This is a genomic window from Streptosporangium sp. CA-135522 (assembly GCF_050949235.1).
Lineage (GTDB): Bacteria > Actinomycetota > Actinomycetes > Streptosporangiales > Streptosporangiaceae > Streptosporangium.
Genome location: NZ_CP192026.1, coordinates 1,318,628 through 1,332,784, shown reverse-complemented (window position 1 = coordinate 1,332,784; position 14,157 = coordinate 1,318,628). Strand labels below are relative to the sequence as shown.

Genomic DNA, 14,157 nt, shown 5'->3' with positions numbered 1-14,157 from the left:
GGGCCGGAGGTCTCCGGCCGCCATGCGCCGAAGGAGGCGCGCGGCGCGGCGGGCGCCCCCGGAAACCGTCACATCCTCACGGGACGATCTCCATCTGCGCCATCATTCCGAGCGAGGAGTGCTCCAGGAAGTGGCAGTGGTAGACATACCTCCCGAGATAGTCGGCGAAGGTGGCCTGCACCCGCACCGAGGTGCCCGGCGGAACGAGCACGGTGTCCTTGCGTCCCGCGTCGTCCGGTGAGGGGGAGCGACCGTCGCGGTCCAGCACCTGGAACTGCACGAGGTGCATGTGGAAGTTGTGGGTGAACCCGAACTCGCTGTCTTTGTTGGTGATGTTCCAGATCTCCGTGGTACCTCTCCTGACCTGGAAGTCGACTCGATTCGGATCGAAGGTCTTGCCGTTGACCAGGCCCACCGGGGCCCCGGCCATGTCGAAGCCCAGGGTCACCTCGCGCATGACCGTCGCGGGCGGCGGCACGGGAAGCGGGCGGAGCCGGTCGGGTACGCGGCTGAAGTCCACCGCCCGTCTCACCACGTCGAACCGCAGCAGCGGCGTGACTCCGTCGGAAAGGACGAGCTGCGTGCCGACCGGATAGCGCGAGAAGTCCACCACCACCTCCACCCGTTCGGCGGAGCTGAGCCGGATCTCGGTCCGGGGCACCGGCGCGGGCAGCAGGCCTCCGTCGGAGGCGATCTGCGTCATCTCCGCACCGCCGAGGTTGAGCAGGAAAGTCCGTTCGGTGGCGCTGTTGAGCAACCGGAAACGATATTTGCGCGCGGCGACCGGGAAATACGGCTGGGGTTTCCCGTTGGCGAGCATGGTGCCGCGCTCGGCCGGGTTGCCGCCGAAGACCATGCCGCCGTCCGCGTCGAAAAGAGCGTCGCGGAGCATTATCGGCACGTCGTATTCTCCCTGCGGCAGCCGGAGGCTCCTCTCGCTGTCGTCGTCGACCAGATAGAAGCCGTGCAGGCCTCGGTAGACGTTCTCCGCCTCGGTGTGATGGCTGTGATCGTGATACCAGAGCGTCGCGCCCTGTTGCCTGTTCGGGTAGTTGTACCACCGTGCCCGTCCGGGCTGGATGACCTCCATCGGGTGCCCGTCGTTGTCCGCCTCGACATGGCCGCCGTGCAGGTGCACGTTCGTCGGGCGGTCGAGGCCGTTGCCGTATCTGATCATCACCCGGCGACCGGTCCTGGCCCGGATGGTGGGCCCCACGAGCTGGCCGCCGTAGGTGAACACCGGGGTGCTGACGCCGGGGAGGATCTCGATGTTCGCGGGCCGTATGTCGATCCGGTAGATGTCGGCGTCGGCGGTCGAGGCCATGGGCCGCAACACCGGCGGCACGGGCATCCGCACGGAGAAGGGCGCGACGGCCGGCGCCGCTCCGATCCGTGCCGGCCGGACCCCGTGAACGTGCGCGGCGGAACCGATCACCCGCTGGTTCACGGCCGAGAAAGCGGTGCGGTCACCGAAGAGCAATCCTTTGACGCCCATCGCGCCGCCCAGCGTCAGAGCGCCCACGGCCAGCATGTTCCGCCTGTTCAGCATTCACTTCCCCTATCGCCGCACCGCATCGATCGAATTTCGGCGGCGTCCGCGCAGGTGAGCCATGTCCAATTCAGGGGGGTACCCCTTACTGAAATATGACTTCATTTGCCCAACTAGCCGGACAACCGCCAAACAGATCGTTACATCGGCCTTTCCTGACACCTTCTTCCATATTGCTAATTTGATATTTTGTCGTGATTATTAAGGAGGAAGCCGGCCAGATTTTGAGACCGCCCCGGGCGCGTCCTGGTCCGCTCGCGGCATCTCGTCGATCAGTGGCCCGGCCGAGACCTCATCGACGCGTCTCAAAGCGTGCGTCGAGATACCGTTGCTCGCTGAGCTGCGGCGTTGGGAGTCCCTTCAGGTGACGGTCGAAGAACGCGAGCGAGTAGGCGTTGACAATGGTGTGCGCCCGTTCAGGATCGATGGGCCCCGTGATGCCGAGCCAGGACATTAACGGGGACCAAGAGGGGAGGTCGGTCAGGTTGACGTGATACATGCCGGGCACGCGCACGAAGTAGCCGTCCGAGGGCAGCTTGTCGAACACCGCCCGCATGGTGGTCTGGTGCTGGTCGATCTCCGCCTGGGGCCAGCCCTCTCGCCGCATGGTGGCGGCGTCGCGGGTGATCCACATGCTCGGTTGCCGCAGGCCCGCTCGTACTACGTCGGCGGTCATGGGGGCGTCCATCACCAGGCAGGCGCGTAGGCGGGGCTCCAGATGGCATGCCTCACCGGCGACGATGCCGCCCAGCGAGATGCCGAAGGCACCCGCGCGCCCGAGGTCCAGCCGCCCGGTGAGGATGCCGTTCGGGTCGGATCGGTCCAGGGCGGTGAGCCGGTCCAGCGTGAAGGTCGCGTCCTGGGCGAGGTAGGGGATGATGCCGTCTCCGAGGCTCCGGCCGTTGAGTTTCGGCGCCCGCACCGCCGGGGCGAGGCTTTGCTCGATCAACGGCTTGAGCTGGTCCATCCTCTGCCCGGCCGCTCGGCGACCGTCAGGGAAGAGGACGGAGGCGGCGGTGTACGGCTGGTCGATGGCCACGACGATGTAGCCGTGTGAGACCAGGTCCTCGACCTGGAAGGTGTTCATCTGGCGAAAGCCCATCGCCCCCTCCAGGAAGATCAGCACGGGATAGCGGCGCTGGTCGTCGGCCACGGGCGCGGAGGCGACGGCGTTCGTGGTCACGTACGTGAGCTGCCCGAAGGCGAGCTCCGGCGCGTGTGCGAGCCGCGCCACCGCCGCGGGAACGTCGCTGTCCTCCACGTACGACGTACGCGGTGCGGCCGGGTCCGCCTTCGCCGGATACCAGATCTGGATCATCAGCTCGCGGCGCGCTCCCGGGCCGACGGCGAAGAGCTCCCGGCGATCGGCGTCAACCCAGTGATAGGTCAGCGTGCCGATCCCGTGCGTTCCCGCAGGAGGGGCGAACCCGAACACGGGCAGGAGAGTCGGCGTCGCCACGGAGAGCGCCAGCCATGCGACGCCCAGCGCGGCGGTCGGCCATCTGTACCGTTCGCGTCGGCTCAGCCACAGCAGGGAGATCCCGGCCGCCAGCGCGTACGCAGGGATCATCTGCCAGCGGGCGCCCTCCACCAGCACCTGTGCCACCGCCAGCACGGCAGGCGAGACACAGCCGACGACCCGCACCGTGTAGGGCAACCGGACGACCAGCGAGAGGAGCGCCAGTAGGCACGCGACCCCCAGTGCCATTTCCATGGCTCGCACATTCCCCGCCTCGAGATCTTGAGGCCGCGCTTCCGAAACGGGCCCGCATGTGGTCATCCTGAGCCGAATGGCAGATACAGTCAAATTGGCACGCTCTGCCACTATGACACGTAGCCGCACAGTACGCTGGACGGGTGACCTCGATGACCCTTCGCCAGCGCAATCGACTGGCCGCCGTGCGCCAGATCATGGACACAGCGATGGACCTCTTCGACCAGCACGGCTACACGGAGGTCACGGTCGAGCAGATCGCCGCGGCGGCGGGCGTGTCCCCCCGCACCTTCTATCGCTACTTCGGCACCAAGGAGGGCCTGTTCACCACCGACCCCCTCGCCGCCGTCGGCCTCGGCCTCATGGATGAGCGAATCGCCCCGGACGACCTGCCAGGCTCCATCCGACGGATCATCGAAGACATCCACACGACTTCGACGTTGTCCGAAGGCACCCCCTGGCGTGGCATGCGTTACGTGATCGAAGAGCCAGCCGTACGCGCCGCCGTCTACACCGCACTGGACGACGCCAGCGAGCGCCTCGCATCCCTGTTGCGATCCAAGGGGGCCGATCCGGCACAGGCCCGCGTCACCGCCCGCGCCTACTGGTTCGGCGTCTACTTCGGGGCGCTGGAACAGTGGCATCTCGACGGCCGCACCCGCCCCCTCGCGCACTACGTACAGGAGGGCCTGTCGGTGCTGCGGAACGGGGAGTCGATGCGCCGGTAGCGGCGCTTCCGCCGAGTCCTCATGCGAGGCGGACACCTCATCTAACGGTTTCAAGCGCATAAAAGCGTTAGGCTTGAAGGATGCTGACCCTGGACTTCGTGAGTACGGTCCGCGCGACACGAAGCGGCCCGCTGGACACGCTCTCCGACGTCGAGGGCATGACCGAGTGGGGCCGGGCGCACGCCGCCGAGCTGGGGCTCGCCGCCGGCTTCACTGCCACCGAAGGCCTGCGGCGCGAGGTGGTCGAGCTACGGCAGGCCGTGCGGGCCCTGCTCGCCAGGGCGGTCGCACCGGGGCCGGCGAGCAGCTCGGACATCGACCGGCTGCCGGGGTTCGCCGAGTCCCTCGACCTGGTCAACGCCACGGCGCTCGCCGTGCCGCTGGCCCCGCGACTGGAGTGGCCGGACCAGGGCGCCCCGACGGCCGGAAGCGTCCCGGCGACGAAGGCCGACGAGTCCTCGCGTGCCCGCGCCGCCCTCGCGGCGGCGGCGATAGAGCTGCTGGCCGGGCCGCACCGCGAGCAGTTGCGCGCCTGCCCGGCGCCACGCTGCGTGCTCTATTTCGTCAAGGAGCACTCCCGCCAGGAGTGGTGCTCGGTCGGATGCGGCAACCGGGCCCGCGCCGCCCGCCACTACCGCCACCACAGGGACGGCTGACCTCTACCACCCCACCTCGGGGATCACCGGCCCCACCCCGTCCGCACGGCCGACCTTCACCATCCCCCACCACCACCCGGCCGCTCTCCGCCACCCGGCCATCTCCGCCGTCCCCCACGTCCCCCACCGCCGCCCGGCACGCCCGCCCCGCCGCGCGGCCCTTCGGCATGCCCGGCGAGGCCTACGGCGCGACAGGCGTTCGTTGAACATCAGAAAAAAGTGATGCAGATCACATATTTCTAACGTAAACAATCAGTTAACTCCGTTAGATTATTCCCGAGTCACCCGCCGCTTCCTCGTGGGAAATCGTCAGGAGAACAGATGACCTTCCAGACCGGGCACATCGGCCTCAACGTCTCCGACCTCGACAGATCCAGGGACTTCTACCTGAAGGTCTTCGGCTTCGAGGTCTTCGGCGAGTCGGACCAACCGGACCGCCGCTACGCCTTCCTCGGCCTGGACGGCGAGCTGGTGCTGACCCTGTGGCAGCAGAGCGAGGGCCGCTTCGCCACCGGGCTGCCGGGGCTGCATCACCTGTCCTTCCAGGTGCCGGACATCGAGGCGGTCCGCCGGGCCGAGGCCGTGGTCAGGGAGATCGGGGTCACGCTCCACCACGACGGCGTGGTGCCGCACGGCGAGGGGGCCTCCTCGGGCGGGGTGTTCTTCGAGGACCCGGACGGAATCCGCCTGGAGATCTTCGCGTCCAGCGGTGCCGACGAGCGGCCGGCGCCGACCACCGATGCGCCCACCTGCGGATTCTTCTAAGAAAAGCTTCTCTTCATGGACATGGGGCGAAAGGCATGAGGCACGCGGGAGAGCTGGCGGTCCAGCGGCGGGCCGGGGTGCGCGCCGGCGCGTGGGGTTCGGCTTCCGCCACGCCGCAGATCCCGGCGGTGGCGGCCGAGTTCCTGCAGCGGCAGCGGATGCTGCTGATCGGGGCCGCGGACCGCGACGGGCGGCTGTGGGCGAGCGCGCTGACAGGCACGACGGGATTCGCCCAGGCCGTGGACGAGCGGACGATCGTGATCGAGGCGGTGCCGGGTGAGCACGACCCGCTCGCGGAACTGGCCGACGGCGAGATCGGGATGCTCGCGATCGAGCCGCAGACCCGGCGCAGGATGCGGGTCAACGGCACGGTCCGGCGCGATGGCGGACGGCTGATCGTCCGCACCGAGCAGACGTATGCCAACTGCCCCAAATACATCCAGACGCGAGACTTCGCCGAGGAACCCGCCGGCTCCCCCTCGACAGCCTCGACGACCGAGGCGCTCACCGGCGAGCATCGGGCGTGGATCGAGGGCGCCGACACCTTCTTCGTCGCCACCCGTGCTCCGGGCCTCGGCGCCGACCTGTCCCACCGGGGTGGAAATCCGGGCTTCGTCCGGGTCGTCGGCGAAGGACGGCTGGTCTGGCCCGACTACGTCGGCAACTCGATGTACATGACGCTCGGGAATCTGGAGCTGGACGAGAGCTGCGCGCTGCTCTTCCCCGGCTGGGAGAGCGGCGACGCGCTGCACCTGACCGGACGGGCACGCGTCGACTGGGATCCGGGCGACGTCCCGGGGGCGCAGCGGCTGGTCGGGTTCGACGTGGACCGGGCCGTCCATGTCCGGGGGGCGAGCCCGCTGCGCTGGCCGTTGGAGAAGTACTCCCGTTTCAATCCGCCGGTTCACTCCCCGTCCCCCGGAGGCAGGGCGGGAACGGCCGGGCATGTGACGGGAGCCGATCGGGAAGGGGACCGGCGATGAGGGTCGTCGTGGACCGGGAGCTGTGCCAGGTGCACGCGCAGTGCGTGTTCGCCGCACCCGAGGTGTTCGAGCTGGACGACGACGACCAGCTCGTCTACGTCGCCGAACCGGGCGACACGCTGATCGACGCGGTCGAGGAGGCCGCGCGGGCCTGCCCCGTGCAGGCGATATCTCTGGAGGACATGTGAATTTCACCGAAGAGACGGCCAGGGCCAAGGTGCAGGCCGCCGAGGACGCCTGGAACACCCGTGACCCCGAGCGGGTCTCGCTCGCCTACACACCCGACTCGGTCTGGCGCAACCGGGACGAGTTCGTCACCGGGCGTGAGGAGATCAGGGAGTTCCTCACCCGTAAGTGGGTGAAGGAACAGGATTACGCGCTCCGCAAGGACCTGTGGACGTTCGGCGGCAACCGCATCGCCGTACGGTTCCAGTACGAGTGGCACGACGCGGACGGCCAGTGGTGGCGCAGCTACGGCAACGAGCTGTGGGAGTTCGCCGACGACGGGCTGATGCGGCGCCGCGAGGCGAGCATCAACGACGTCCGGATCGACGAGAGTGACCGCCGCATCCTCGGCGGGCGCACCCCGCAGGATCTTCCATTGGCCTGATATCGGGCTTGAACAGGGCCTTGACCGGGCAGGACAGGGGCGTACGTTCACTTTTGTCGACCTTCACTTCTCCCACCCCACGGGGTGCGCCGGGAGGACGTATGCCTCGGATCACCGTCAGCGTTGACGGAATCACCTACGAGGAGGAGGTCGAGCCGCGCCTTCTCCTCGTCCACCTGCTCAGAGACCGTCTCGGCAAGACGGGGACGCCCGTCGGCTGCGACACGAGCAATTGCGGCGCCTGCACGGTGCTGCTCGACGGCAAGAGCGCCAAGAGCTGCTCGGTGCTCGCCGTACAGGCCGACGGGAGCGACGTCCTGACGATCGAGGGCCTGGCTCAGGGGGACGAGTGGCACCCCATGCAGAAGGCCTTCCACGCCGAGCACGCCCTGCAGTGCGGATACTGCACACCAGGCATGATCATGGCGGCGATCGACCTGCTCCGGGACGACCCCGACCCCTCGGAGGAGGCCGTCCGCGCGGGGCTCGAAGGCAACCTGTGCCGGTGCACCGGCTACTGCAACATCGTCCGGGCGGTACGGCGTGGCGCCCGGGAGATGTCGCAGGCCGGGGAGGGCAGGGAGGTTCCGGCGCCATGAGCGAGCAACTCGACGCGGGCCTGATCGCCGAACAGATCGCCGAGAGCGACCAGCTCGGCGAGCCCTCCGACGCCCGCGAGGTCGGCCGGGCCCGCAGACGCAAGGAGGACGCCCGGCTGGTGACCGGCCGGACCATGTGGACCGACAACATCCAGCTCCCGGGCATGCTGTACGTGGCGTTCCTGCGCAGCCCGATGGCGCACGCCCGGATCACCCGGGTGGACGCCTCGGCCGCGCGCACCCGGCCCGGCGTCGTCGCGGTCTACAGCGGCCGGGACCTCGCCGAGGAGCAGGGCAGCCTGCCGTGTGCCTGGCCCGTCACCGAGGACATCGTCATCCCCGACCACCCGCCCATGGCGGTGAGCGAGGTCCGCTACGTCGGCGAGGCGGTGGCCTGCGTGGTCGCCACCGACCGTTACAAGGCGGCCGACGCCCTGGAGGCCATCGAGGTCGACTACGAACCGCTGGAGGCGGTGCTCGACATGACCGAGGCGCTCGCCGAGGGCGCCCCCCGGGTCCACGACTCCGGCAACCGGGCCTACACCTGGAAGTTCGCCGGAGGCGACATCGACGAGGCGTTCCGCGACGCACCCGTGGTGATCGAGCGCACCTACGTTCAGCAGCGGCTCATCCCGAGCGCGATGGAGCCGCGCGCGGTCGTCGCCACCACCGACGGCGAGGCCTTCACCCTCTACTCCGCCACGCAGATCCCGCACGTGCTGCGCGTCATGCTGGCGCTGACCACCGGCATCCCCGAGCACAAGCTGCGCGTGGTCGCCCCCGACGTGGGCGGCGGCTTCGGTTCCAAGCTCCAGGTCACCGCCGAGGAAGTGCTCGGCCTGCTGCTGACCAGGAGGCTCGGCAAGCCGGTGAAGTGGACCGAGTCGCGTTCCGAGGGCAACCTGACCGTGCACCACGGCCGCGACCAGCTCCAGCGGATCTCCCTCGCGGCCGACCGGGACGGCCGCATCAGGGGCGTGCGCGTGGAGTTGCTGGCCGATATGGGCGCCTACCTCATGCTGGTCACGCCGGGCGTGCCGCTGCTCGGCGCGTTCATGTACAACGGCATCTACAAGATGGACGCCTACGATTTCACCTGCACCGGCGTCTTCACCACCAAGATGCCGACGGACGCCTACCGGGGCGCGGGACGCCCCGAGGCCACCTTCGCCATCGAGCGGGCCGTGGACGAGCTCGCGCACGAGCTGGGCATGGACCCCGTCGAGGTACGGCGCCGCAACTGGATCACCCACGGGGAGTTCCCGTACACCACGATCTGCGGGCTCACCTACGACTCCGGCAACTACGAGGCCGCGACCGAGAAGGCTCTAGCCCTGTTCGGCTACGACAAGCTCCGGGCCGAGCAGGCCGACCGGCGGGAGCGCCGGGACCCGGTCCAGCTCGGCATCGGCGTGTCGACCTACACCGAGATGTGCGGGCTGGCGCCGTCCCGTGTGCTGGGCTCGCTCAGCTACGGCGCGGGCGGCTGGGAGCACGCCACGGTCCGGATGCTGCCCACCGGCAAGGTCGAGGTGGTCACCGGGACGAGCGCGCACGGTCAGGGACATGAGACGGCCTGGAGCCAGATCGTGGCCGACGCGCTGGGCGTGCCGTTCGACGACGTCGCGGTGCTGCACGGCGACACGGCCATCGCGCACAAGGGCATGGACACCTACGGATCCCGATCGCTGGTCGTGGGCGGCGTCGCCGTGCTGACGGCATGCGAGAAGGTCAAGGACCGGGCCCGTGAGCTCGCCGCGCACATGCTGGAGGCCTCGGCCGACGACATCGAGTTCGACGGCGGCTCGTTCACGGTGCGCGGCACGACGGAGGGGAAGACCATCCAGGAGCTGGCGCTGGCCGCCTTCGCCGCGCACGACCTGCCCGACGGCTTCGAACCCCGCCTGGACGCCGACGCGACATTCGACCCGGACAACTTCTCCTTCCCGCACGGCACCCACCTGTGCGCGGTCGAGGTGGACACCGAGACGGGTGAGATCGCGATCCGCTCCTACGTGGCGGTGGACGACGTGGGCTCCGTGGTGAACCCGATGATCGTCGACGGCCAGGTGCACGGCGGCATCGCCCAGGGCATCGCCCAGGCGTTGTTCGAGGAAGCCGTCTACGACCCCGACGGCAACCTGCTCACCACGACGATGGCCGACTACCTGATCCCGTCGGCGGCCGACCTGCCGGAGTTCACCACCGACCGCACCGAGACTCCGGCGACGAGCAACCCGCTGGGCGTCAAGGGCGTCGGCGAGGCCGGGACGATCGCCTCGACCCCGGCCGTCGTCAACGCGGTCGTGGACGCGCTGCGCCCGTACGGCGTGCACGACGTGCGGATGCCGTGCACGCCGGAGCGGATCTGGCGGGTGGTCTCCGAGGCGGGGCCGCCCGGTCCGGCCCCCGGGTCCGCGTCCGCACCCGGGTCCACGTCCGGGCCCGCATCCGGATCCGCGCCCGGATCCGAGTCCACGTCCGGGCCCGCATCCGGATCCGAGTCCACGTCCGGGTCCGGGGAGACCGCGTCCACGTCCGCAGAGGGAGCCGCCCGATGATCCCCGCGCCGTTCGACTACATCCGGCCCACCTCGCTGGAGGAGGCCTGCCGCGTGCTCGCCGAGGCCGACTCCTCCGGCGAGGACGTCAAGGTGCTGGCCGGCGGCCAGTCGCTGCTGCCGCTGCTGCGCCTGCGGCTGGCCTACCCCTCCGCGCTGGTGGACCTGGGCCGGCTGGCCGAGCTGCGCGGCGTGGAGGACCGGGACGACCACGTCTTCATCGGCGCGCTCACCACGCACGACGAGGTGCTGCGCTCCCCCGTGGTCAGGGAGCGGACCCCGCTGGTCGCGCTGGCCACCGCCACGGTGGCGGACCCCGCCGTACGGCACCGCGGCACGTTCGGCGGCTCGATGGCCCACGCCGACCCCGCCGGTGACCTGCCCGCCGTCGCCCTGGCGCTGGACTGCGTGTTCGTCGTCAGGTCCGGCGAGGGTGAGCGGGAGATCCCGGCGGCCGAGTTCTTCGTCGACTACTTGGAGTCCGCGCTCGAACCCGGCGAGGTGCTGCTCGGCGTCCGGGTGCCCAAGCTGGGCCCCGGTTGGGGGTTCCACTACGAGAAGTTCCACCGGACCGCCCAGGCCTGGGCGATCGTCGGCGTGGCGGCGGCCGTACGGCGAGACGGCGGGATCATCGGGGAGGCGCGGATCGCGCTGACCAACATGGGCCCGACGCCGGTGCGGGCGCGGGCCGTGGAGGACGCGCTGCGCGGCCTGAGTTCGGCGCCGACCGGCGGCGACGGGGCCCAGCCGGCCGGTGGCGACGGGGCACACGACCCGGTCAGGGACGCCTGCGGGCAGGCCGACTCCGGCACCTCGCCTCCAGCGGACCTGCACGCCAAGCCCGACTACCGCCGTCACCTGGCCCGGGTGCTGACTCATCGGGCGGTCAGGGCCGCGAGCGGCTGAACCGTACCCGCCGCGGCCCGCACCGGACGTGTCCGCAGGCACCCGCCGTGCCCCGTGCCGGTCACGGCCCGCTTGGAACGTGGCCGTGCCGGTCACGGCCCGCTTGGAACGTGGCCGCGCCGGCCGCGACCCGCTCCCGGCGTGGCCCGGTTCCGCCGATGCGGGCCATGTCCACGGCGGCCGGGACGTTCATCTTCCGGCCGGATGGGCAGGCAGACGGGTAACAGCCGCGCGCGGTCGTCATGTCACAGCAGCGACCGATCGACAAGGAGCGGATCGATGGCGATGCGATTCGAGCACGAGTTCACGGTTCCGGTGCCGGTCGAGCAGGCGTGGTCGGTGCTGCTCGACGTCGAGCGGATCGCGCCGTGCCTGCCGGGGGCCGCACTCGACACCGTGGAGGGCGACTCCTTCACCGGCCGGATGAAGGTGAAGGTCGGGCCGATCACGCTGACCTACCAGGGCGAGGCCGCCTTCGAGAACGTGGACAAAGACGCCCGCGTCCTGACGATCGAGGCCTCCGGCAAGGAGACCCGAGGCGCGGGGACGGCGGGCGCCACGGTCACCGCCCGGCTGCACCCCGCGGGTGCGAACACCCGGGTCACCGTCGAGACCTCTTTCAAGGTGACCGGCCGTCCGGCCCAGTTCGGCCGGGGCGTGATGAAGGAGGTCGGTGGCAAGCTGATCGACAGGTTCGCGGCCAACCTCGCCGAACTGCTCGGGGAGGGCCCGGCGGCGGAGGCCGCACCGCCGCTGGTCCCGGTGCAGGGTCCCGCCGACCAGGCCACCGAGGCGGCCGAGGGCCAAGCCGGAACATCGAGTCTCACGGAGTCCGCGAAACCCTCGGAACCCGACGTCGCGGGTCCGGCGGGCGTCGCGGGAGCGACGAGCACCGCGGGTCTGACGGGTGCCGTGCGCCCGGTGAGCACCGCGGGCCCGGCGGGCGAGGGCTCCGGCCCGTACGGCGAGCCCTCCGTGCGGAGCGAGCCGGTCCGCCACCTCACCGCCGTGCCCTCCTCCCCCGAGGGGGCCGCGGTGGAGAAGGCCCTCGGCCTGGACGCCCACCCGGCGGGCACCTCCCGCACCTCCCGCACCGCCGAGGAGGAGGCCCTCGACCTCATGGAGATCGCGGGCCTGCCCCTGCTCAAGCGCGCCGCCCCGCTGCTGGCCGCGCTGGCCGGGCTCGTCCTGATCGGCTGGCTGGTCCGCCGGACCCTGCGCCGCCGCTGAACTCCGGCCGAGCCGCCATGGAACGGCTGCCCGACCCGAGAACCTGGCGGACGCATGTGTCCGGCCCGCTGTCCGACGTCTTCTTCGGGTCTTCCACCACACGGCTTTCCCGATCTTCGGGTTGCGATCACCCGGGAGGGCCCACAATCGGACAGGCCCGCTCAGGACCTGGACATCAGCCTAACGACGACGAGAATGTTGTAGATTTATTGTAGATTTCGCTTGTGGATTTGGGAGAGCTGCGAGCGATCGTCGATCGGTTACGCCTGGAAGGCGGGGACGTCGCGGAGATCGAAGTCAAGACCGCCGCCGACGGCTTTCCAAAAACCGTCACCTCCAGCCTCTCCGCCTTCGCGAACATTCCAGGAGGCGGACTCCTGATCTTCGGACTGGATGAGCGCCGCGGTTTCAAGGCCACCGGCGTCTACGACGCCGCCGGCTGCAAGAGTGCTCTGGCCACCGTGGCACGCCAGAACCTGACACCTCCCATCACCTTTGATGTTCAGGACTTCACGGTCGAAAACGCCCGCGTGGTCGTCGCCCGGATCCATGAGATCCCCAGTTCGGCCAAGCCCTGCCGCGTCCGGAGCACAGGCAAGGCGTACCTGCGTGCGCATGACGGCGACTACGAACTCTCCCAGGTCGAGGAACAGGCGTTTCTCGCCTCCAGAGACGTCCCTCGGTTCGACCAGGCGACCGTGCCCGAAGCCACCCGCGACGACCTCGACCCGGAGCTGCTGCTCTCCTACATCGTCAGCTGCCGAGCCGGTTCGACCAGTCTCGCCAGGCTCGGTGACGACGACATCCTGTTCCGTACCGGCGTCACCGCCGGCCCGGATCGGACACTCACGGTAGCCGGTCTGCTCACCCTCGGCGTCTATCCCCAGCAGTTCATGCCCAACGCGATCATCCAGGCCAGTGTCACAGCGGGAGAGGACGACGCCGCAGACATCCGTGCTCTCGATGTTCAGCGTTTCGACGGACCCATCCCCGTGATGCTGGAACAGGCCCTCAACTGGGTCCGGCGGAACAGCCGGGCCCGAATCCGCCGATCACCTCAAGGGCACGCTCACGACGAGCAGGAATATCCCCCCGAGGCGGTGCGAGAGCTTCTCTCCAACGCGCTCGTCCATCGTGACCTGGGGCCCTACTCGCTCACTCAGGCGATCACCTTACGGCTCGACCCGGGCCAGCTGATCCTGACCAACCCCGGCGGCCTGTGGGGGGTGACGGTCGACAACCTCGGGCGAACCGGGGTGACCTCATCTCGCAACGCCTGGCTCCTACGGATTTGCCAGAACGTCCGCTTCGGCCCCGAACGCAGAGTCGTGGAGGCGCTCACATCCGGAATTCCCACCATCCTCACCAGCCTGCGGGCCGCCCGCATGCCGCCACCTCACTTCCATGATCAGGCGATCCGGTTCACCGCCCGGCTTGTCAATTCCGCCTCCCCGGTCAAGACGGCGAAGGTGAAGGGATCACGGTCCGTCAATGCCGTCCTGCTCATGGAGATCCTCCGCGCAGGGGCTGCCACCATGTCACAGCTGATGACGGGGACCGGACTCACCGAACGCCAGATCGCCTATGCGCTTGAGCCGCTACGCGCCGACGGCCTGGTGTTGGTCGAGGGAGGACGCGGAAGCCGCACCGTTTACCGGTGCGTCGGACCGGATCACGAATCCTGACCATGGCCGGGTCTCATCGTTGCACGACCACGGCTGCTCGACCGGACGGCGGGTCATCGAGGTGCCGCTACCAGTCCCTGGACGAGAGCCCGATCGGCGGAGCCTGCTGGGCGGAAACCATTAAAAACAGGTTCAGCAGTTCACAAGACAGACAAGGCTTCACTTAGTTACG

Annotated in this window: 13 protein-coding genes; 11 read left to right on the top strand and 2 right to left on the bottom strand. The window is 69.4% G+C overall.

Features of this window, described 5'->3' with window-relative positions:
* Window positions 1–76: 76 nt before the first annotated feature.
* Together ACQPYK_RS06635 and ACQPYK_RS06630 are read right to left on the bottom strand one after the other, a co-directional pair.
* A complete protein-coding gene (locus ACQPYK_RS06635) occupies window positions 77–1,549 on the bottom strand; it encodes a multicopper oxidase family protein (RefSeq protein WP_433251787.1) in 1,473 nt (490 codons plus the stop codon).
* 292 nt (window positions 1,550–1,841) lie between these two features.
* A complete protein-coding gene (locus ACQPYK_RS06630; RefSeq protein ID WP_433251784.1) occupies window positions 1,842–3,263 on the bottom strand; it encodes an alpha/beta hydrolase family protein in 1,422 nt (473 codons plus the stop codon).
* Window positions 3,264–3,415: 152 nt separating this feature from the next.
* Between ACQPYK_RS06630 and ACQPYK_RS06625 the strand changes: the two genes are divergently transcribed.
* From ACQPYK_RS06625 to ACQPYK_RS06575, 11 genes are all read left to right on the top strand, one after another.
* Window positions 3,416–3,991 (top strand): TetR/AcrR family transcriptional regulator, encoded by a 576-nt coding sequence (locus ACQPYK_RS06625; RefSeq protein WP_433258708.1) that lies wholly within the window; start codon window positions 3,416–3,418, stop codon window positions 3,989–3,991.
* Between the two features lie 80 nt (window positions 3,992–4,071).
* Window positions 4,072–4,647: a CGNR zinc finger domain-containing protein gene (locus ACQPYK_RS06620; protein ID WP_433251781.1), complete on the top strand. Its 576-nt coding sequence runs from the start codon at window positions 4,072–4,074 to the stop codon at window positions 4,645–4,647.
* A gap of 321 nt (window positions 4,648–4,968) precedes the next feature.
* Entirely contained in the window at window positions 4,969–5,412 is a 444-nt protein-coding gene (locus tag ACQPYK_RS06615) for a VOC family protein (protein ID WP_433251778.1), read from the top strand.
* Window positions 5,413–5,447: 35 nt separating this feature from the next.
* Window positions 5,448–6,395 (top strand): pyridoxamine 5'-phosphate oxidase family protein, encoded by a 948-nt coding sequence (locus tag ACQPYK_RS06610; RefSeq protein WP_433251775.1) that lies wholly within the window; start codon window positions 5,448–5,450, stop codon window positions 6,393–6,395.
* A complete protein-coding gene (locus tag ACQPYK_RS06605) occupies window positions 6,392–6,583 on the top strand; it encodes a ferredoxin (RefSeq protein WP_433251772.1) in 192 nt (63 codons plus the stop codon). Before ACQPYK_RS06610 ends, ACQPYK_RS06605 begins: the two co-directional genes overlap by 4 nt.
* Window positions 6,580–7,005: a nuclear transport factor 2 family protein gene (locus ACQPYK_RS06600; protein ID WP_433251769.1), complete on the top strand. Its 426-nt coding sequence runs from the start codon at window positions 6,580–6,582 to the stop codon at window positions 7,003–7,005. The genes ACQPYK_RS06605 and ACQPYK_RS06600 overlap by 4 nt, the downstream gene beginning before the upstream one ends.
* Before the next feature lie 101 nt (window positions 7,006–7,106).
* Window positions 7,107–7,604 (top strand): (2Fe-2S)-binding protein, encoded by a 498-nt coding sequence (locus tag ACQPYK_RS06595; RefSeq protein ID WP_433251766.1) that lies wholly within the window; start codon window positions 7,107–7,109, stop codon window positions 7,602–7,604.
* Window positions 7,601–10,165, top strand: coding sequence for a xanthine dehydrogenase family protein molybdopterin-binding subunit (locus tag ACQPYK_RS06590; RefSeq protein ID WP_433251763.1), 2,565 nt, complete (start codon window positions 7,601–7,603; stop codon window positions 10,163–10,165). The genes ACQPYK_RS06595 and ACQPYK_RS06590 overlap by 4 nt, the downstream gene beginning before the upstream one ends.
* A complete protein-coding gene (locus ACQPYK_RS06585; protein ID WP_433251760.1) occupies window positions 10,162–11,070 on the top strand; it encodes an FAD binding domain-containing protein in 909 nt (302 codons plus the stop codon). Before ACQPYK_RS06590 ends, ACQPYK_RS06585 begins: the two co-directional genes overlap by 4 nt.
* Window positions 11,071–11,349: 279 nt before the next feature.
* Window positions 11,350–12,300, top strand: coding sequence for an SRPBCC domain-containing protein (locus tag ACQPYK_RS06580; protein ID WP_433251757.1), 951 nt, complete (start codon window positions 11,350–11,352; stop codon window positions 12,298–12,300).
* Between the two features lie 224 nt (window positions 12,301–12,524).
* A complete protein-coding gene (locus ACQPYK_RS06575; RefSeq protein WP_433251754.1) occupies window positions 12,525–13,985 on the top strand; it encodes an ATP-binding protein in 1,461 nt (486 codons plus the stop codon).
* Window positions 13,986–14,157 lie beyond the last annotated feature (172 nt).

Bases quoted from the DNA above. Each gene is read 5' to 3' on its own strand.
- ACQPYK_RS06635 (WP_433251787.1), bottom strand. From the start codon at position 1,549: ATGCTGAACAGGCGGAACATGCTGGCCGTGGGCGCTCTGACGCTGGGC.
- ACQPYK_RS06630 (WP_433251784.1), bottom strand. From the start codon at position 3,263: ATGGAAATGGCACTGGGGGTCGCGTGCCTACTGGCGCTCCTCTCGCTG.
- ACQPYK_RS06625 (WP_433258708.1), top strand. From the start codon at position 3,416: ATGACCCTTCGCCAGCGCAATCGACTGGCCGCCGTGCGCCAGATCATG.
- ACQPYK_RS06620 (WP_433251781.1), top strand. From the start codon at position 4,072: ATGCTGACCCTGGACTTCGTGAGTACGGTCCGCGCGACACGAAGCGGC.
- ACQPYK_RS06615 (WP_433251778.1), top strand. From the start codon at position 4,969: ATGACCTTCCAGACCGGGCACATCGGCCTCAACGTCTCCGACCTCGAC.
- ACQPYK_RS06610 (WP_433251775.1), top strand. From the start codon at position 5,448: ATGAGGCACGCGGGAGAGCTGGCGGTCCAGCGGCGGGCCGGGGTGCGC.
- ACQPYK_RS06605 (WP_433251772.1), top strand. From the start codon at position 6,392: ATGAGGGTCGTCGTGGACCGGGAGCTGTGCCAGGTGCACGCGCAGTGC.
- ACQPYK_RS06595 (WP_433251766.1), top strand. From the start codon at position 7,107: ATGCCTCGGATCACCGTCAGCGTTGACGGAATCACCTACGAGGAGGAG.
- ACQPYK_RS06590 (WP_433251763.1), top strand. From the start codon at position 7,601: ATGAGCGAGCAACTCGACGCGGGCCTGATCGCCGAACAGATCGCCGAG.
- ACQPYK_RS06585 (WP_433251760.1), top strand. From the start codon at position 10,162: ATGATCCCCGCGCCGTTCGACTACATCCGGCCCACCTCGCTGGAGGAG.
- ACQPYK_RS06580 (WP_433251757.1), top strand. From the start codon at position 11,350: ATGGCGATGCGATTCGAGCACGAGTTCACGGTTCCGGTGCCGGTCGAG.